Raw genomic sequence first — 21,076 nt, forward strand, 5'->3', positions numbered from 1 at the left:
GGTTTTGCAAAGCCCAAAAAAAGAGAGGTGAACCTTGCGGAACACCTCTCTTTTTTAACTTCAAAAATTGATTAATTCTGCACAGCTAACGGGTTGTACAACATTTCATCTTCGGGAATCTGAAGGGTCATCTTGGCTACCGGCAGACTGGACTTGGTTACATGGTTAGCCGAGCTGGCTCTGTCCACGGGGATATTCCAGCGCTTGTTGTTGTAGAACTCGCGGCCGCCTTCACCCCAGAGTTCGATGCGGGTTTGTAGCTGCACCATTTGTAACGTGGTGAGCCCCTGCATCGCCGGATAAGTAGCCGTGGTTAGCGGTGTCGCTCCTGTTTTGGTACGGGCAGCCAACAGCTTATCGAGCGTTGCTTTAGCAGCAGCTTCTGTTGCTGGCGTCATCGCTTCGGCTTCCGCTTTCATCAGCAGCACTTCCGATGTACGCATGTAAAACGCCGTTGAAGCGCCCACATCAATTTTGTTGTTGCTGTTCAATCCGTGGGTAGCTGCGAATTTTAGGTTCGTGTAAGAAGGAATAAAGGCAACCGTGTTGTTTGGTGGGTAAGTGTAGTTGCCAAGTGGTTCCAGCGAAAAAGCATCTTTTCGGAAATCATTGGGTGCTATTTTTTCATACAGTCGGTTATCAATGCGTTTGTAAGCTCTTTCCACACCTCCGTTACCTCTACCGTAAGGATTCATGTAAGCAGTAAAGTACGTGTTGGCAGCTCCAAGCGGGAAACCTAAAATGACCTCCGGATTTTGCGCATTATTGAGAAAACCGTTGGATTCCGGCCGTATTTCGGGAGCGGCTGCGGTGCCAATGTTCTTCCCTCCGTACTGGGCTTGACTCAGAAGCGTTGGATACTTTGCCAGAATCTCATTGCACGCACTGATCGCAGTAGCCCAGTCCCCGGTCCAAACCGATACACGGGCCAGCAGGAAATTGGCCACCGCCAGATCGATATCCGTTACATCCGCCGTATAGCCAATCCCAGCCTCTTTGAACAAGGCAATGGCCCGGTTCAGGTCGTTTTTAATAAAGGCATACGTTTCTACCGCCGATGAACGAGGCTTGTTGTCCTGAGTAGGTTGAAACCGGTCATACAACGGAAGGCCAAGCTTGTCCTTTCCACCCTGCAGGAAGGCGGCCTGATAATTTTCCATCAGGTAGTTGTACCCATAGGCTCTGGCAAACAATCCTCTGGCTTTACATTCCTTCAGAAAATTGTTGTTGGCCACGGTTTCATCCGGAAGATAATTGAGCATCTGGTTAGCCGTCGTAATACAAAACCAGCCATACCTCCAGTAATTTCCATTCTTTGCGTTGGCAGAGCTAATGAAGTCACCGAGCTGATATTCGATTGACCCGGAGAGGACGTTCAGCCCTTCCTGATCGCCCAGAATGATATCATTTCCTTCAATAGAGCGATTGACATCCAATCCCTGCGTGGAATAATACATGTCCGCAACGCCCGCACCAGTGGCACCCGCGTTGTTGAACAGCAGGGGCAGGCCGTTGGCCATTCCCCCCATGACGATTCGGATTTTGGCCTCGTCACCCGACGCCAGAAGTTCGGCTATTTGCTTGTCGCTAATGCTGTGTGGTGGCTCCACTTCCAGCTTATCGGCACACCCAGAAACCAGCAGCATACCCGAAACTGCCAAACTCGTAATATATTTATTGAGAATACGCATCTTTTGCGACTAATTAAAAGTTTAAATTAAGACCCACCGAAAAGGTGCTCATTGGCAGATACACGGCTGCCCCTACTTCCATTCCACCGACCAGCGACATGCGCGGATCAATACCTGAATGAGACGTCAACATGGTCAAGTTGTCGCCGGAAGCGTACACCCGTACACTTTTTGTTTTCAATCTGTCCAGGAAGGGGCCACTGAGCGTATACCCCAATGTGAGGTTTTTGACATTCAGGTAAGAAGCGCTGAATAAAGCCTGATCGGTATACTGCCATGGCCCAAAGGTAGCCCCACTCGTATAGAACGTATCGCCATAAAATGCCATCGGGAATTTGGCGCCTTTGTTCTCAGGTGTCCAGGTATTTCCCAATACTTCTTTCGATAGTGCGTTCCCTATGTTTCCCGATCGGTACAGGTTGTTGGCATATTCCACACTCAGGAATTTCCCCCCCAGCTGGTAGGCCAGGATAGCGGTGAAATCGAAACCTTTGTATTGAAAGCTTGTCGAAAAGCCACCAATAATTTTTGGAATTGCACTACCCATTTCATAACGGGTGGCCAGCGTGTAGTCAGGTGTGCTAACGATGGATCCCACATTGCTATCCTTAAAGCGTCCTGCAGCCTGATCTTCCGGCGTAACGGTATGGTGGAACAAGGGCAAACCGGTATTCTGATCCACTCCCGCGTATTTGTAGAGATAAAGATTGTAGTAATCCTTATTTTCACCACGCAGGTACATGATCTGGCCAGCGGTGTTCGCACCACCATTGGCAATTCCCCATCCATCGATGAAGCCGGTAAAGTTTCCGCCCAGTGCTGGCGAGCCTACACTTTTGGGAAATTTAGTCAGAATGGTGCGGTAGTGGGTACCGTTCAAGCCGATGCTCCAGTTGATATTCTTGTTTTGGATAAGTTTGATGTCCAGGGCAATTTCCACACCGCGGTTCACAATTTGAGCGCTGTTCAGGGTAAGTGAAGCTTGTCCCATTGAAGCAGCAAGAGGCTGCGCAAATACGGAGTTGACCGTATTCTTGTTGTAAACATCAATGGTTCCACTCAATCTCCTGTTTAAGAGGGTGAAATCGATACCGGCATCAAAGGTATGCGTGTTTTCCCAGGTTAACTTATCATTGACGGCAGCACCTTGCTGGAGTGTGTACGTGGCAGGAACACCGGTTCCGGCCGTTGAGTTTGTATAAACCGCCCCGTAGCTCCAGGTTTGATAACCCGAATAGTTGCTGATACCGCTCTGGTTACCAATAACCCCATAGCTGGCCCGTACTTTCAATTCGTTGACGACGTCACTGAATCGCTGCATGAATTTTTCCTGAGAAATACGCCATCCACCACCAACAGACCAGAAGGTGCCCCAGCGGTTCTCTTTGAAGCGGAATTTAGACGAACCGTCTCGGCGCAGCGAGCCTTCCATAAAATACTTGTCGTCATAGTTGTACACCGCCCGGCCAAAATAGCTATCCATGGCGGTGATGTCACCACCATAACCCGGCGTACCGAACGGTGCGCCCGCTGTATTGTAACGACTGGTGAAGTTACCTGCACCGGTAAACCCATTGATCAGCGAATACGCAGAAGCGTAGTTCAGCAGATCACTTTTATACTGGTAGAATTCATGGGCAGCCAGCCCCGTAACGGAGTGGCGACCAAATTCTTTACCCCAGTTCAGCAGTTGTTGGGTGTTGAAAACGCCGGTGTTCGTATAATACTTTCCAATCGCGCCAATACCCACAACAGCCCCCGTCTCGGGTGTACCGTAACGCGTCCGCACTTCCGTAAAGCGGTCATACGAAATGTTGTTTGTAAAGGTGAAATTCTTGAGGAAACTCACCGTGAAATACCCTTTAAGGTTCAAATCGTGCGATTCCCTGAGATCGATGTCTTTATCCAACAGGTCGATCAGGTTGGTCGTATAGAGCGGTTGACTGGTGGTTCCGTTCGGGAAGGTACCGGGCTGAACGCCAAGTGGCGAATAGGTATCATTCGCATTATCAGACACCATGTCGGTGCCGTTCGGATTTTTACGGATATTTCCCTGAAGGTCTCTGGCGAACAACGGTACGAGTTGATTCTGCCCATTCACCCATCTGAACACGTTTTGCTGCACGGTTCCGGGGTTCCGTCCGAAACGGGTAGCCGGAGACAGGGTATTCCGCATACTGTAACCCAGATTGGTTCCTACTTTCAGCCAGCTGGTGAGCTGTGCATTCACATTTGTACGTGCGTTGTAACGCTTGAATGTCGACCCTCTGATATACGAAGGATCCTCCAGCATGCCCACAGAAACAAAGTAATCCATTTTGTCGGAGCCACCGCTTGCCGAAACCGTATGCTCCTGACGGAACATTTTTTCGAAGAAGTAATCCTTGTACGATCCGGCTTCCCAAAGGGGTCTTGCATTCGGATTCAACTTGCCCGTAGCCGGGTCAATCAGGTACGCACCCGACATGGTCGCACTGGCATTGGCTCCGCTACCGGTGGTGGTATACACGGCACCCGGCACGTCATAAGCCATGTAGTTTCCCAGTAGGTTCATGGCAAAGTTTGTCTTTGATCCCGTGTAATCGAATAAATGGGCACTGGCAAACATAGCGGCCGCTTCATGAGACATGTTTGGATTAGCTACATTCGTCGTGAATTTACCGTCGGTAGATGATCCGCCGTTCACACCGTAGCGAGCAGAGTTGTAGATAGACAGCCAGGCATGTTCATAAATGTCTTTGGCATCATCAATGATATCATACCGCAATCCACCCAGGTAATTGAATCCAGCCCGGGTTTGTACCGAAATATTCGGTTTGCCCTTTGTTCCTCTCTTGGTCGTCACAAGCAAAACCCCATTGGCTCCACGCGAACCGTAAACGGCAGTGGAAGCAGCATCCTTCAGCACGTTGATGCTTTCAATGTCCTTTGGATTGATGGAGGACAGGGCATTGGGGTATTCAGTGGGCACCCCATCGATCACGATCAGGGCATTGGAGCTGTTCTGGCTCGTAGAGCCCGCTCCGCGTAAACGAATACCCATGTCCAGACCGGGCTGTCCATCAATGGAAGAGACCTGAATCCCGGGGACCACCCCTTCAAGGGCTCTGGTAACGGTAGAGTTTGCCTGGACAGAAATGACTTTCGAATCAACCTGTGATACCGCCCCGGTAAGCGTACTTCGCTTAGCGGTACCGTACCCGATAACGACTACTTCGCTAAGCTGATTGTCTGCCGCAGCCAGACTAATGTTAATACTTTTCCTGTTGCCCACAACAGTTTCCTGGGTGGTGTATCCGATAAAAGAGAATACCAGGGTAGAATTTACATTAGGAACATTTGGGATGGAAAAAATTCCATCGGAATTGGTGACAGTGCCAATCGTTGTCTCTTTAACGATCACACTCACACCGGGCAACGTGGCCCCTGTGGCATCGGTTACCTTTCCGGAAACCTGCACCTGCGCATAAATACTCAGGCTAAAAAGTAAGTTGCACAGAAGGAATAAGGATCCACTTCTTTTGATCGTAATGATTTTGAGCATACTTGAACAGGACTAAGGGTGAATAATAAAATGGTAAAAAAATTGGTTTTAGAAAAATGGAAAAAAAATTAAAAATACAGATCTTATGTTAAAAATAATATTATTTCAATATAAATTTATGTTCATCAATCTTTGACCGGCCCCCTTTCAGGAAGGACCTTGGACCTCGACAACCTCCCTGTCTTAATCTTCGAACGATCCGGTAATTGGAGCGTGGTCACATTTCTCAAATTGATTAGCTGTCGAAAATACATTCTATGGATCCTCTTCTTTTGAAGGTAAAAAAAACAGAAACTGACTCTTTCAGTGTCAATTATTTTAAATATAGTGGCTCGTTTCCGGGCTTGTGGCACTACCATTCCGAATACGAATTAACGCTTATCGTTAAAAGTTCTGGAACCCGATTCGTCGGAGACCATATTGATCGATACAATGAAAACGATCTAATTTTTATTGGAAAGAATTTAGCGCATACCTGGAAATCCGATAGTTCCAAAGAAAAGAATCAGTCGTCAGAAGCGCTTGTAATCCATTTCAAAAAAGATTTTCTGGGAAAATCTTTTTTTGCAACCCCCGAATTATATGCGATTGAACAATTTCTGCAACTATCCCAGCGAGGGATCAAAATAATGGGTAAAACCCAGACCGCAGTTATTGATCAAATGTATCATATTCAGACGTTAAGCGGTGTTGATAAATTAATCAAATTATTGCAAATTCTTTCCTTATTGGCTGATTCTAAAGAGTTAACCTTGTTGTCCAGCGAGGGATACAACGTATCTATCAATGAAAACACGAATGATCGATTAAATAAGGTCCATGCCTACATCAGGAATAATTTTAAATCATCTATCCGGTTAATCGATGCTGCTGATATTGCCAATATGAGTCCAACGGCTTTCTCCAGGTATTTTAAACAACGAATGCAGAAGCCATTTTCACAATTTGTGAATGAACTGAAAGTTGGCTATGCCTGTAAACTATTAATGCTGCATAAATTCAGTATACAGCAGATTTGCTTTGAATGCGGTTTTCACAACGTCTCAAACTTTAACAAGCAATTTAAAAGCTTTACCGAGCTGTCGCCTAAACAATTCCAGCTCAAGCATCGATCGATGTACTTTCAGGCATCACAATACCAGCTTCAGGAAAATAACCTGGCCGATAAGGATCCGACTTAACCAAAATCATAAATAGCTCTCTGAACCTTTGCGAAAACCATTCCGGATAAATTTCCCAGAAGCAGAGTCAGTATGACTATTAAGCTACCTGGTTCTTCAGCGGTTCTCCATTTATCATCCTCAATACTTCTTCGGCGGCAAATTGCTGAAGGATCGGAATGCTGCGCTGACTATACCAGGCCGTATGCGAGGTCAGTATCGTATTGGGTGCCTGAAGGATCGGATGAGAATCAGGAAGTGGTTCCTGTTCAAAGACATCGATACCGGCACCACCGATTTCGTTTGAAATCAATGCCTGCGCCAGGTCAACGGTATTAATTAACCCACCCCGGGATGTATTGATTAAAACCGCATTCGACTTCATTTTCACCAATGTTTCCCGGTTAATGAGATGATGGGTTGTGTCGTTGAGGGGCAAATGCAGGGAAAGGATATCCGAATTAGCCAGGGCTTCCTCAAAGGTTATTTTTTGAACACCCAATGCCTGCATTTCTTCTTCGCTCACAAATGGATCAAATGCAGCCAGTTTAAAATGGAACGCTGCGGCTTTTTTGAGGACAACCCGAGCAATCCGCCCAAATCCCAGTGTTGTAAATATAGCATCTTTACAGGCAGGAACCGTGCCGGGAGGAATTATTTTCCAAACACCCTCCCGAACCCGCCGATCCGTCGCCGGTAATTGCCGGTAGAGCGCCATCGCTAGGCCCAGCGCGTGATCAGACACTTCATCGATGCAATAATCCGGTACGTTACAAACCGGAATTTGCCTTTCCCGGGCGGCCGCCAGATTGAGATTATCAACACCAATACCGTAGCGTACAATGAGTCGGCAATGATCCAGATTTCGGATGATGGTTTCCGTGATGGGTGCCCATTGGACGATTAGGGCAAAAGCATCCCGGGTTGCCGCCAGTAGATCGGCTTCGCTTTTACATTGTGCGTCAATAAGCTCATATCCCGATTGTTCCAGTACCGCCCTTTCCGGGTTAATATTGGAAAAGCCGTGGTCCGTAATGACAATTTTCTTCGTGCTGGTATTCATAAAATGGTAGCGTCAAAAGATACGCAATGGCAAAAATCGGGTGATAAAAGTTGGTTAAAAAAGGATTACCGATTTGACGTGAGCTGCCTTGGCCGTCAGCATGTCGGTAAAGGCCGTCACCCCGTCATCCAGCGGGTAATAGTGAACCCACGACGTCACATCTACTTTTCCGGAAGCGATTAAATGCAGCGATTCGTTGATTTCCTGCTGCGTGGCCGCGTACGTGCCAATGATTTGCTTTTCGGATAAAATAATATCGTAGGTAAAAAAGGACTGAGCGTTTTCATACAGTCCGATGAGGACAATTGCCCCACCCGGCCGTACGGCTTTTAAAGCCTGCTGGTTCGTTCGGGAATTCCCTACGGCATCAACAACCAGGTCGATTCCTTCCTGCTCGGTAACTTCATAAATAGCGGAAACCAGGTCCTCTTCCGAGGAATTGATGGTGGCCGCAGCGCCTAATTTCCGCGCAATGGCGAGCCGTTCATTCCGCAGATCGGCTACGTACACGGCTACGCCCAGCAGGGATTGAAAGGCCTGCTGCGTAACCAGTCCGATGGGTCCGGCACCGATCACCAGCACTTTTTTAGGATTTAAGTGCCGGGTCAGGTTAACAATATGAATCCCATTGGCCAGTGGTTCGGCCATACAGGCGGCTTGTGGCGTAGTATTCTCCGGCATCGGCACCAGGCAATGGGCCGGTACACTCACGTATTCCCCAAAGGCCCCCCCCCGATGCATCCCGAAAATCTGCCGGTTTTTGCATAGGTTCGTTAATCCCCGTTTGCAGGGACCGCAGGTGCCGCAGGACACGACGCTATTACTGGCCACCCGATCGCCTTTCGTAAAACCTATGACATCGGAACCCATATCTTCAACCGTTCCACAAAATTCATGGCCCATAATTAACGGCGGGACACGGCGCGGGCTTTGGTTTTTAAAAGTTTCCAGCTCACTCCCGCAGATACCACAAGCCAGTACTTTCAGCAAGACTTCCTGCTCGGAAAAAGGAGGTAATGGTCTTTCTGCAATCGTGAGTTTGTTAAACTCGGGATAAAAAAGTGCTTTCATCGGTAGCTGACTTTCAGAATTGAGCGATTGCTCGTATTGGAGAGCCGTCACGGCCCTGTAAGTTGAGCGGAAATCCCATGAATGTAAATTCGTTGGGAACCTGATCCAGATTCGTCAGGCTTTCCACAATGACGATTTCTTTTTTCAGCAAAATGTGGTGCACTTCATACCAGTCGCGGCTTGGCGTTGGCGTGTCCATGCCCAGCATCCGGATATTCCGGTCGGCCAGGAACGCGCTGGCTTCCTGGGTCAGCGACGGAAAATTTTCGAAGAAATCATCCTTCCCGAAGTTTTTGTACCAACCCGTGTCGTAGATGATTTTTGCCTCGGGAACCAGCAGCGGTTCATAGGGTAAAAAATCATCGACGGTAATTTCTTCCCGGGCTTCTTTGGGAATTCTCAGCACATGCACCTTCCCATAAAACCACTCCAAAGGCATCTGGTCCAGTGTTTTGCCATCATCCAGAAAATGGTACATCGCGTCCAGGTGCGTTCCCTGATGCGACCCCATCACGATTTGCGTAATGTTGTATTTCAAGGTGCGGGTGTTTCCGTGCGGAACGATGCTCAGCTTGGGGTCAGACGGAAACGTTTGCTGTCCGTGGACCAGGGGATGGGATAGATCGACCAGTTTCATCGTTTTATTTAGCTAAATAGCCGCCATCAACCAATAAGTCGCTGCCGGTAATGAAGGAAGAATCGTCACTGGCCAGAAAGGCAGCAGCAGCAGCTACTTCTTCGGGACGTCCCTGCCGGTTTAATAAGTGCATGGCTGATGCCCGACGATCTTCTTCGTCGATGTTCAAGCCTAATTTTTCGCATGAATTGATGAAAGCGCTGGTGTAGATGTAGCCCGGGCACAAGGTGTTCACCCGGATCCCAAAAGGCGCCAGATCCTGCGCCCAGCATTTGGTTAGTCCCCGAATGGCGAATTTGGTGGCGTTGTACGTAGCGAAGGTGGCTTGTCCGACAAAGCCGCTCACCGATGAAAAATTGATGATACTTCCACCGCCGTTCTTTTTCATCTGCGGAACGATGTATTTAGCCATCAGCGACGTACCGCCAATGTTGACCGCATTGATCTGCTGCCATTCGTCGGCCGTAGCGTCTACCCCTTTGAAGATAAACCGGGCTGCGGTATTGATGAGCACGTGAGCGGGGCCAACCTCACTTTCAATGGCCGCACAGGTTTCCGCCACCGCAGCTTCATCGCTGATATCGAGTTGCCAGAAATAGGCATCCAGAGCTGAGGCTTTATGATTCGTATCGGGTTGAAGATCAACCAGAACAACCACACACCCCTCTTCGGTCATTCGGGTGGCGGTGGCATAACCCAGGTCTCCAAGGCCGCCGGTAATCACTACAGTTTTATTTTTTAGTCCTCTCATTGATCCATTACATTCATTATACTGCCTTGGTCATTCCACGTTTAGTTCGTATTTACCCGAACCCAATTCCAGCAAAACCGCATCCGTTTCCATTTTATAATCCCGGACGATTTTCCCATTTTTAGTAATTTTTGAACGGGCCTTCGCGGGCAGATAAACGGTGGCTACGGTGTTTACGGGGATTTCGACCTGATAGGTAAACCGGTTGCCGGCTTTGGTCCAGCCGGATTTGATCCAGCCGTAGGGCGAATGGAAACTGCCCCTTGCCCAGGTCAGATCACCCACTGGCTGGGGACGAAGTTTCAGGTGCTTAAATGCGACGGAATTTTCCTTCTGGGCAATTCCGGCAATGCCCTCATAAAACCACTCCAGAATATGTCCCATGGCCAGTTGATTCTGCGATGATTTGCCATCCCAGGTTTCGACCAGGGCCGTCGCCCCGTGTTTCAGCAGAAACCCATAGCCCGGCACGTCGTCGCGATTGGTCATGGTAAACAGCGTTTCCGGGTGATTATTTTCGTAGAGTGCTTTGATCAGATACCGGTTTCCAACGTCGCCAGCCGTCAGCCGATTGGCGTCGATCGCCTGAATGTTCGTCACCAGGTTATGGAGCACGTCTTTTTGGTATTTTTCCTCTACCAGGCCCATGCTGATCGGTATCGCCATCGCGGTTTGGCTACCGGTCGCATACAGTTTTTTCTCCGGATTAAAGAACTTTGTATTGAAGGCGGTTTTAATCGTTTCAGCCCGATTGCGGTAGCGGGCGGCATCATCCGGTTTTCCAATCAGAGCCGCCATGGCACTTAAGGCACTGATGGAATGGTAGTAATAAGCCGTAGCCGTAACGCCGACGGGTGTCACTTTTCCGATATCCAGCCAGTCGCCCAGACCGTACAGGAGCAGGTTGTTGGTCGCCCGGCTTTGCAGAAAATCCGCGTACCGGGTCATCATCCGGTAAGTTTTGCGGACTACCGACGTATCCCCGTAAAACTGATACAAAAACCAGGAATCCAGGATCGCCGTGGTGCCCCATTCGGGCGAATCAACAAAAGGTCCTTCGAATTGAATATACTCCGGGGCAATGTCGGGAACGAGGCCATTTTCGTGCTGCGCGTCGGCCATGTTCTGAATCAGACTGCGATACAGATTGTACACATTGTACGTATAATTGATCGCCGTGCGCATAAAATTCTGCTCACCCTGCCAACTTAGTTTTTCCCGCTGGGGGTTGTCGGTGATGTAACTTTGCAGATTGCTTTTGATCGCCCAATCCGTCATCGTATAGATCCGATTGAACAACTCATTCGAACAGGCAAACGTACCATTGGCCGAAGTGGCATTGCGGTTGTGGAGAACTTTCAGTTCCGTAACCTCCGACAGATCAGCCTCTTCTCCCTTAACCCGTACGCCCTCCACCTGAACGTACCGAACGGCAAAATAGGAAAACCGGGGCTGCCAGGTTTCTTCGCCATCTCCTTTCAGCGTATACGCATACGAATGGGGTGTAACGCCATCCGCCTGATGGACAGTTCCGTCCGCATGAAGCAACTCGGCTGGCGTTATCTTCAGGATCTGTCCAGCCTTCCCTTTTACGGTTATGCGGGGAACCCCCGAACAGTTCTGGCCAAAATCATACACGACAATATTCGGTCCGACCACCTTCATATTCCTGGCGGTTAAGGAATCCAGAAACCGAACGGGGTAATCGATTTCGGGCAGTAGCTTACCTTTTGGCAACGTCACTAAAACCGCATTCTTCCAGGTCTGATCGGCGAAACCGGCCGTATTCCAGCCTTTTTGCTCCAGACGGGCGTCATAATCCTCTCCGCCGTAGATGGTATTAAACGTGATGGGCGACGGGCTTGCTTTCCAGCTTTGGTCCGAAATTAGATGATCCGTGCTGCCATCGGTGTACGTAATTTTCAGCAAGGCAATCAGTTTGGGATTACCAAAGGTGCCCGTTCCTTTCACGTACCGCTCCTGCGAAATGGAGTAGAAACCGTTGCCCAGCACGACGCCGATCGCATTGCTTCCGGGACGGAGTTGCCCGGTAATATCGTAGGTATTATAGAGAATGGTTTTATCATAGCTAGTCCAGCCGGGCGACAAAAAAGCGTCCCCAATCCGGCTGCCATTGATACTGGCCTCATAATGGCCTAAACCGCTGATAAACAGGAGCGCTTTTGCCACTTTTTTAGCCGTCGTAAATTCTTTACGGAGCAACGGCGACCGGGCGTTTTTAAAAATTCGGGAATCACCCGGTTTCAGTTGAAGGTGAAAGAAGGGCACGACCCGCCCGGAATCGGGCAAATCTTCGTAACCGATCCAGCGGGCGTTTTTCCAATCCGCCGGGGTAAAGATTCCGGTCGTGAACTGCTGCGGGCCACTCCACGCAGACGGTTTTTTATCCGTGTCCCATACCCGAACTTTCCAGCAATACGTCTGCGCCGACTGAAGCGCTTTCCCCGAATAATGAACCTGAATGCTCTGATCACTTTTCACCACATCGGAATTGAATACATCAAACTGGCCAGCCGTTAACTTCGCTTTCGACGATGAAATAACCAATTGATAGGCAGACTGCCTGACCGATTCCTTTGGCGATTGCATTTCCCAGGAGAAAAACAGATCACGGGGGTTGATACCGACCGGATTCGCCCGATTGTCGCACAAAGCAGCAACCACCCGAATTTGCGCTTTTACGGTAAAAGCTACGCAAAGCAGGAAGACGACCAGTAACGTTATTGTTCTACCCTTCATCGGTTATCTTACTTCACAAAGCAACGCTAAATGTATAACTACCGGATGGCACGCGTAAAGCCGTCCCGGAGTCGGTGGTCTCCACAATTCGGATGTCTGATGATCCGGTGATTCGTTGCCCGTTTTCGCTCATGCTTTTCCCGGCTGGCAGGTAAACGGTCGCCGTGGTATTCGCCGGAATCTGAACAGATAACCGGAAGGTGCCGTTATCGACTTTCCAGTCAACGGCAATTTTTCCGGCCATAGAGTGATACGATCCTTTGGCCCAGGTCAGGCTGCCTCCCAAACGCGGTTTAATGGTAAAATGCTTGTAGCCAGCCGAATCGGCATTAATGCCCAGGATGCTTCGGTACATCCATTCGCCCACGGCGCCAATGGCGTAATGGTTGAATGAATTCATGCCTACGTTCTGAAAACCGCGTCCCTTGACGTAGCCGTCCCAGCGTTCCCAAATGGTGGTTGCCCCCTGATCAATCGAGTAGATCCAGGATGGAAACCGGCGGCTTTCCAGTAATTTATACGCCACGTCGGCGTACCCGTATTCCGACAACTGATTCATCAACCGGATCGTCGATTGAATACCGGTCGAGATCCGGTAATCATAGGCTTTGATGGCCTGTACCATGTGGACTGCGGCCTGTTTCTTCAGCTTTTCGGGCACGAGGTCAAACTCCAGCGCGAGGGCGTATGCCGCCTGCGTATTGCCGGCAATGGTGCCGTCATCGGTCACGTATTCTTTGATAAACCGGGCTTTTATCGCGTTGGCCAGGGAGTCATAGAACACGTAATCCTGTTGATGCCCCAGTAGCTGGGCGACCTTGGCGACGGTTCGGGTTGAGTTTCCAAAAAAGGCCGTCGAGTAGATATCATTATCCACTTTCCCCCCCTCTTTCGGATAGTCGTCCGCAATAATGGTATTTCCGTTCAGCCAATCGCCGTACATATTCCCCCGCTCATTTTTCCACAACAAATTCGGATTGGTGTCCAGAATGTGCTGGATGTAGGCTTTCATCGAGGTATACTGGCGGGCCAGGATGGCCGTATCGCCATAGTTCTCATACATTCGCCAGGGGACCAGAACCCCCGCATCGCTCCAGCCGGGGGCATTGCAATAGCGATTCCACTTATCCACCTGCGGGGTATAATCCGGATACCGTCCGTCGGCTCGTTGGCAATCGGCCATATCCCTCACCCACTTGGTGAAAAATGCACTCATATCCAGATTGAAAATTGATGTCTGGGAAAAGACCTGGGCATCTCCCATCCAGCCCGCCCGTTCATCCCGTTGGGGGCAGTCGGTCGGGACCGAATGCATGTTACCTCGCTGGGTCCATAAGATATTGGTCCACAACTTATTAAGGTCGGGCGACGAACTTTCAAACGTTCCGGCTATTGGCGCAGCAGACGCCACCACCTTGCCCGTAACCTGGCTTGGTTGGGGTTCCTGAGTAAGTCCGGAAATCTCAACGTATCGAAATCCGTGATACGTAAAGCGCGGTTCATAGTCAATGGATTTTTCTAACCCTGGTGTATATACGTCCACTTGTTTGGCTGCCCGCAAATTGCTGACGTAGAGTTGTCCCTGTTCATCCAGTACTTCGCCGTGCCTGAACGTGATGCTCTGGGCTGGATTATAAGGAATTCTAAGGTTTACCCACCCCGCGATGTTCTGCCCCAGGTCAAAGATGTACGTACCTTCCTTCACCTTGACCAACTTCACGGGTGTAATTTCCTGAATAACTTTGATCGGCTCGTTAAGTTGGGCGTTGAGGATTTTTGAGACGGTTTTATCGATGACAGCTGATTTACACCCAGCGTCATCAAAATCCGGTTCCATCCACCTGGCGGGCAATAGTTTCGCGTTAAAATTTTCGCCGTCGAAGATGGATGCCATTTGGATGGGTCCGTTTTCCAGGAGTTTCCAGCTGGCATCGGTTACAATCTGCGTTCGGGTACCATCGTCAAACAGCAGCTCCAGTTGCCCGATCAATCGCCGGTCGAATCCATACGCCCCCCGATCCGGATGGGAAAAAAGGCCGCCCGCGTACCAACCATCGGCCAGCATCGCCCCCATCACGTTGACGCCATTTTTCAGGGATTTCGTGACATCATACGTTTGATATTGAACGCGTTCGTGGTAATCGGTCCACTCGGGTGCCAATACCTGATTCCCGGCTTTTTTCCCGTTGATGGTTATTTCATATAGGCCCAAAGCACTCGCGTAGAGGGTGGCCTGCTTAATTTTTTTCGTTACCGTGAAGGTCTTGCGCAACAAGGGCGATGCGGGTATGGACGTTTTAAAGGGCTTGCGATTGGCTGAACTGCCGACGTAAGCACCGTCCGTCAGTTTGGCCGGGCTCCAGTTTGCCGCTGAAAAAGCAGGATGGGTCGCGTACGGAATGGATGCGACGACCGGTTTTTTCAGGGCAACATTTTCTGAATTGGCATTGATGGCTTCCAACTCAGCGATAGCGAAAGCGTACTTCCCCTCGCCCGTTTTTCGGAGCTTGCTGACGACGACCCGGAGATACCTGCCGGTGGCAGTCGAAATCTGTTTTTGGTACGGTTCCATCCCTTTCTGATCATAATCCTGGGCGCTTTCATCCGCAAGGACCGCTGACTTTTTGAAATCTGCGCTAGCCGAAACCAAAATTTTGAAACGCCTGGGGAATAAATATCCGTTGGCGTGAAGTTTATAAGGTACGGGATACAGTTTAATTTGACGAATTTCCTGTTGCGAACCCAAATCAACCGTAACCCATTGATTCACGGCATTCTCCGTGGCAACAGACCCCGACTGAAAACTGTGCCAAATGTTAAATTTTGCACTGTCTGGTACGTTTTCTTCCGGCGCTCCAATCCAGTGGGCCTGCCAGTCGCTTTTCGTTAGCAGACCCATTGACCAGCTGGCGATGGCGCTCCACGAACTTACGGTCTTCCCGGCATCCCAAACGCGGACTTTCCAGAAGTATTTTGTCCGGGAAACCAGCTTACTGCCCGCATAATTCACCTGGCTGGCCCGGTCGGATTCCACCTTTTTTGAATCCCAAACGGTAGCAACATCTTTCACCAGAGACAGCGAATCCGTGCTCACCAAAATCTGATAGGCAGACTGAGACTGTGCCCGCTGTGCAGAAACCAGTTCCCAGCTCAAACGGGGCTTTTCGATGTCAATCCCAACCGGATTCACTAAGTACTCGGTTCGCAGATTATTGATTTTCAGCGCCGTATTTTGATTGCCACCGTAGGTTACTAAGGAAGATAACAGCGCCAGAAAAGTAAACCAAAGAATCTTCATTGGTAAAGCTTGAAAAGTAGTGACTAGCCAACTCGGGTTATAAGTCGTAAACCGGTTGGGGCTAATCAATTAATTTTGTGTATTTAATATGTATTAAAATTTCTACAAAAACTTATAGAGATAGAGATGTAAACTTAATGGTTTGGCGAATTCAAGAATTCCAGTTTAATAGCCAAAAATGGTACTTTTATACCATTTATTCGATTAGAATTACCACTTTTAGACAACGATAAGTAGTTTTATTAGCGAAATACCTCCTGAAGTCGTGATTGTTATCCCACTTTTTTCCAGGTAAGTATGAACGTGGAGTAGCCGGATCCAGGAATACAGCAGGAGCCGTACCGGCGATTGTGTCAATCAACTTCTGATCCTATTACCTCTTAATTTTAGCCGATACATTGAGTTTATGGATTACAAATGGATTTCGAATGCCTTCCTGTGTTTGATGACGGTTTTGAGTGTAGAGGCCTTTTCTCAACAAACAGCCCAGGTCAGGATCGAATGGAAAGAAGGTACGTTGCCATCCGGTACGGTTCAGTTGCAGCACGGGGTTCTGCGTAGAATCGAAGGGTCAGCCGGAAAAGGCAAAATAAAAGCCCACGCTTTTCAGGTAGGATCAGCCAGCCGACCAGGCATCCTGATCACGATTGATAGCGTCCGGAACGAATACGGGACCGGAGCCACCGTCGTGTCAATTAAAACGGCTAAAAATCCTTTTTCATTTTTTCTTCGGGATGTTACAGCCACCTCCCCCATTTATCTGCCGGATTATGGCGCCGTTGTATTGAATGCGACGGATAAACGTTCATACCAGGAGGTCGAGGCCACTGTACGTTCCCGAAAAACGATGACCAAACTGCAACGGATTGAAACCGAGAAAGAAGTTTCCTTTTCCTCGGTTGAAAAGCAGGTCCGAAATATGACCGTACCCACCTGGCTGGGGACCAGCCGGGATTTTAGAATTTTCGAGCTTGTCGAAAACCTATCGGATGCATCTCAGGGCGAAGCGTCCATTATTTCACCCAAACGATCGTCGACCGCGTTACGACTGGCGGAGACCAAAAATGAACCGGTTCATTATCTGTACACCTATGGTCGGGGCGTTGGCGTAAAGGAAAATGTTTCGCGCCGTCTGGAACAGGGTACGCTCCCGATTTTACACTCAACGTTGACCGATGATGAGGTCGTGTATCAATCAACTACGTTTGTATCCCTGGAAAAATCACCTCTTTCGGAGCTGAAAGGGACCGATTTTTGGGTGGCCGACAGTTTCAGTGGTGGTCACATGTTTACCAAAGAACAGCAGGACCAGGTGAAAACGAGATCAGAAAAAGCACTTAATCCGGACGAAGAAACCGTTTTATATTTCCGATCGGAAGTGGTCAACACCGGATCCGTGCCCCGTTACGCGTGGTTTAAGACGCCACGTCCGGGCACTATGTGGTGGCAGAAATTTCCGTATCGTTTCGATCCAAAAACCGGTTTTTCAGCTTATTCGGAAAACCGGGTTTTCTGTATTTCCAAACTGAACGGAAAACCGCTGCCCGGTGAAGAAATGTCTATTTTACTGCAACCCGGTGAAAAAGCGCTGTTTGATTTTTTTATTCCTCATAGTCCTGTTTCTCAGGAACGCGCTGTGCAACTGGCGATGCAGCCGTTTGAACAGCGTTACGCTGAAAGCAAGAATTTCTGGCTTGCCAAGCTAAACAAGGCCGCACAAATACACGTCCCCGAAAAGCGGATCAACGAAATGATTCGGGCCGGATTGTTACACCTCGATCTGATTACCTATGGCAGTGAACCCAACGCCACACTTGCACCGACCATTGGCGTCTATTCACCCATCGGAACCGAAAGCGCGCCAATCATTCAGTTTTATGCCTCCATGGGCTGGAACGAGGTGGCAAAGAGATCATTGGCTTATTTTTTGGACAAACAGCACGAGGACGGTTTTATCCAGAATTTCAATGGGTATATGGTCGAAACCGGGGCTGCCCTGTGGAACATGGGCGAATACTTCCGGTATACCAACGACCGGGAATGGGTCGGGGAAATAAAGGCAAAACTGATTAAATCCTGTGATTACCTGATCGCGTGGCGCAACCGGAACAAAAAGGAAGAACTGCGCGGCCGGGGGTATGGAATGATCGAAGGGAAAGTAGCGGATCCCGAAGATCATTTTCATCAATTCATGCTCAATGGATATGCCTACCTTGGCATGAGTCGGAGCGCCGAAATGCTGGCCAGTATTGACCCTGCCCAATCCGAAAGGCTCAGAAAGGAAGCGGATGCCTGGAAAGAAGACATCCGCCAGTCGTTTTTTAATTCGGTGGCGTTATCGCCGGTTGTTCCCTTGGGCGATGGCACCTGGTGTCCAACGGCTCCGCCCTGGACGGAAGGGACCGGTTTGCGAGGGATGTACCAGAAACGCGAAACCTTCTGGTCGCATGGTACGTTTACGGCACCGGATGGAATGCTTGGGCCCATGTATCTGGTATTCTGCGAAGTACTGGCCCCCAATGAACCCGCAGCTAAAACGCTACTGAACTACCACAGCGAGCTTTTCTACCAGGAAAATTCAGCGTTTAGTCAACCCTATTACAGCCGCCATAACTGGATGCAGGCGAAGCTGGGTATGACCAAACCTTTTTTAAGCACTTACTACAACACGTTTGCGGCCCATGCCGATCGGGAAACCTACACCTTCTGGGAGCATTTATTCAAGGTAAGTCCGCATAAGACGCATGAGGAAGCCTGGTTTTTGATGGAAACCCGCTGGATGCTCTATCTGGAAGAGGATCCCAACCTCCGATTGTTCAATACGGTCCCACGCCAATGGCTGGAGCAGGGCAATCAACTAACGTTGAATAATGTCAGGAGCTATTTCGGTCCGATTTCGACAAATGTAACTTCGGAAGTTGAGAAGGGATACATCACCGCTACCGTGAGCTGTCCGGATCCTCGTAAACCGAAAGAAGTGTTGATCCGGATCCCGCATCCCGCCGGTAAAAAACCGGTCAAGGTAACCGGAGGGATCTATAACGAACAAACGGAAACCGTCTCCATAAAACCTTTCTCGGGCCAGGCCGAAATCCGGCTTGACTACTGATGATCTTTTACCTGCGGAATTGGGAACAGATACAAAGCCCATCACTCTGGAAAAGTTGGTTGCAACCGAACGGAGCCAATGAGTACATCAGCAAACCATTTCACCCCGACGAATTGCGGTTGCGGCTACACAATTTCCTGGTCCGGCAGCAAAATTTACGGGGTCAGGTTCGCCAGCAGCCTGGACGAGTGTTTGAAGCACCAATATGCCCTATGAATGTTACATCCTGACTCGGCTACGGTGCCCGCCGAAACCAATGGTTCCAGCACGGCAACGTAGCCTGTAGTCGGGCCAGTTTTTAGATGCCCAGGCTGGAATCCAGCAAGCCAAGTCCGGTGGAAAATCGATGGACTGGTTGACTGATGCAGGGGATATTGGCCGCTGCTACAAGCGTTCAGGTACCCGGAAAATAAGTCGTTTTCAGGTACTCCCGCAGCGAAGTTGGCTTTCGGCCCAGCAGACGCTCTACTGTATCGTGTGTCCCGGCCAGCATGCCGTGTTGGGTGGCGGCACCCCACTGGGCAAGGAAGTTGGCAACGACTTCGGGGAAGCCAGCGGCAACTTTCTGCGCGATGTAGGGTGCCAGCTCGCTGCTTTTATAAGTGATGGGCCGACCCGCTAAGGCGGAGAGTTCGCGGGCGATATCTTGAAACGAATAGGCTTCGCTCCCAGACAGGGTATACTCCTGGTTGTCGTGCCCTCCGCTGGTCAGCAGGGCGGCAGTGGCAGCTGCCAGTTCGGTCCGCTTAACAAAAGCTATCTTGCCTTCTCCCGCCGGGTAAAGTATTTCGGTGTCTGGCACCTCGCTCCCAATCAGGTACCCAAGGCCTTCGAAGTAGTAGCCGTTTTTGAGAATGGTGTATACCAGCCCGGACGCTTTAAGGTAGGCTTCCGTGGCCAGGTCGCTTTCGGTGACCTCCTGCATCACAAAATTTGTGCTGCGCTGGATGCTGGTATAAAAAAGGTGCTTCACCCCGGCTTCCCTGGCGGCATCGATGACGTTCCGGTGCTGGTGAAACCGGTCGGTAAACGCCACGGCGGAAACCAGCAGCACCTGATCGAAGCCTCGAAAGGCTCGCACCAACGCGGGGTAGTCAAAGTAGTTGGCTTGCCGGACGTCTACGCCCCGCTTCATGATGTCCGTGGCTTTACTGATATCGCGCACCAGGGCGCCGATTTCTGCGGCCGGGGTAGTGGTGAGCAAAAAGTCGATGGTTTGGTGGCCTAACCCACCGGTGGCTCCAGTTACTAGAATCATATTAAAAGAAATAAAAACCGGTGTATATTTACTTGCAAATCGCAAGTCAAAGATAGATTAAAATACTTGCAAAATGCAAGTAAAAAATAAAGTGGTAGTATGAAAGAGCTTAATCAACGTTCTGCCTGCCCCGTCAGCACATCGCTCGATGTGTTGGGTGACAAATGGACTCTACTCATTCTGCGGGATATGGTATTCGCGGGGAAGTCAACATATGGTCAATTCCTGCAGTCAGCGGAAAAAATAGCGACTAACATCCTGGCCGATCGCCTGTCGGTCCTGGAGTCGCAAGGCATCTTAACCAAGGCTGTGGCCGTTGATAAGAAATCGAAGTTTACATACAGTCTGACGGAAAAAGGGGTTGAGACTATCCCCATTATTGTGGCGCTCATTCTGTGGGGATCCAAGCATTACATCACCGACATCGACCCTGGTTTACTGAACGAACTTCAGGCCGGAAAAGACTCGGCTATTGAGAAGTACCAACGGCTTGCCCGCGAAAAGTCCCTGGCAAGCCTGTTGCATGATGCTTGATTGCTGCGAGCCGGGATAATAGTTTTTCTATCTACGGGCTTGATCGGGGTAGTCTTGAATTTCTGCGTTTAGGAAAGGTAAATTTGATACCTGCGATAGGGTTTCAGGTGGTGGCCTATTGTGCTTCTTTCACGAAAGTACTCCCTGTCATGGGCCGATGACCGTTTCAGCCTTCCTTTCAGTTTACCAATCAACCTAAT

At 49.5% G+C, this 21,076-nt stretch carries 12 protein-coding genes; 3 read left to right on the forward strand and 9 right to left on the reverse strand.

Annotation, left to right across the window (positions count from 1 at the left end; all coding sequences use genetic code 11):
• Positions 1-71: 71 nt before the first annotated feature.
• Entirely contained in the window at positions 72-1,691 is a 1,620-nt protein-coding gene (locus GJJ30_RS17095) for a RagB/SusD family nutrient uptake outer membrane protein (protein ID WP_154176371.1), read from the reverse strand.
• Between the two features lie 13 nt (positions 1,692-1,704).
• The gene (locus GJJ30_RS17100) at positions 1,705-5,235 is read right to left on the reverse strand and encodes a SusC/RagA family TonB-linked outer membrane protein (RefSeq protein WP_154176372.1); all 3,531 of its coding nucleotides are present in this window, start codon (positions 5,233-5,235) and stop codon (positions 1,705-1,707) included.
• A 257-nt stretch (positions 5,236-5,492) separates the two neighbouring features.
• On the opposite strand from GJJ30_RS17100, the gene GJJ30_RS17105 reads away from it, so the two are divergent.
• Positions 5,493-6,416 (forward strand): AraC family transcriptional regulator, encoded by a 924-nt coding sequence (locus tag GJJ30_RS17105; RefSeq protein ID WP_154176373.1) that lies wholly within the window; start codon positions 5,493-5,495, stop codon positions 6,414-6,416.
• Positions 6,417-6,495: 79 nt separating this feature from the next.
• Here GJJ30_RS17105 and GJJ30_RS17110 read toward each other — a convergent pair whose 3' ends face one another.
• From GJJ30_RS17110 to GJJ30_RS17135, 6 genes are read right to left on the reverse strand one after another with little or no spacing between them, the layout of a single operon-like run.
• Positions 6,496-7,458, reverse strand: a complete 963-nt coding sequence (locus GJJ30_RS17110; RefSeq protein WP_154176374.1) for a C-terminal binding protein — start codon at positions 7,456-7,458, stop codon at positions 6,496-6,498.
• Between the two features lie 54 nt (positions 7,459-7,512).
• A complete protein-coding gene (locus GJJ30_RS17115) occupies positions 7,513-8,529 on the reverse strand; it encodes a zinc-dependent alcohol dehydrogenase (protein WP_154176375.1) in 1,017 nt (338 codons plus the stop codon).
• Positions 8,530-8,542: 13 nt separating this feature from the next.
• On the reverse strand, positions 8,543-9,166 hold the full coding sequence (locus GJJ30_RS17120; protein WP_154176376.1) for a cyclase family protein: 624 nt from the start codon (positions 9,164-9,166) through the stop codon (positions 8,543-8,545).
• 4 nt (positions 9,167-9,170) lie between these two features.
• A complete protein-coding gene (locus GJJ30_RS17125; RefSeq protein WP_154176377.1) occupies positions 9,171-9,917 on the reverse strand; it encodes an SDR family NAD(P)-dependent oxidoreductase in 747 nt (248 codons plus the stop codon).
• Positions 9,918-9,947: 30 nt separating this feature from the next.
• Complete coding sequence (locus GJJ30_RS17130) at positions 9,948-12,677, reverse strand: family 78 glycoside hydrolase catalytic domain (RefSeq protein ID WP_154176378.1); 2,730 nt, start codon at positions 12,675-12,677, stop codon at positions 9,948-9,950.
• 13 nt (positions 12,678-12,690) lie between these two features.
• Positions 12,691-15,975, reverse strand: a complete 3,285-nt coding sequence (locus tag GJJ30_RS17135; RefSeq protein ID WP_154176379.1) for a family 78 glycoside hydrolase catalytic domain — start codon at positions 15,973-15,975, stop codon at positions 12,691-12,693.
• 406 nt (positions 15,976-16,381) lie between these two features.
• On the opposite strand from GJJ30_RS17135, the gene GJJ30_RS17140 reads away from it, so the two are divergent.
• Complete coding sequence (locus GJJ30_RS17140) at positions 16,382-19,084, forward strand: glucosidase family protein (RefSeq protein WP_205880574.1); 2,703 nt, start codon at positions 16,382-16,384, stop codon at positions 19,082-19,084.
• A 394-nt stretch (positions 19,085-19,478) separates the two neighbouring features.
• Here GJJ30_RS17140 and GJJ30_RS17145 read toward each other — a convergent pair whose 3' ends face one another.
• The gene (locus GJJ30_RS17145) at positions 19,479-20,342 is read right to left on the reverse strand and encodes an SDR family oxidoreductase (protein WP_154176380.1); all 864 of its coding nucleotides are present in this window, start codon (positions 20,340-20,342) and stop codon (positions 19,479-19,481) included.
• Positions 20,343-20,441: 99 nt separating this feature from the next.
• Between GJJ30_RS17145 and GJJ30_RS17150 the strand changes: the two genes are divergently transcribed.
• Positions 20,442-20,876, forward strand: coding sequence for a winged helix-turn-helix transcriptional regulator (locus GJJ30_RS17150; RefSeq protein WP_154176381.1), 435 nt, complete (start codon positions 20,442-20,444; stop codon positions 20,874-20,876).
• Positions 20,877-21,076 lie beyond the last annotated feature (200 nt).

This window comes from Larkinella terrae, from assembly GCF_009668025.1.
Taxonomy (GTDB): domain Bacteria; phylum Bacteroidota; class Bacteroidia; order Cytophagales; family Spirosomataceae; genus Larkinella; species Larkinella terrae.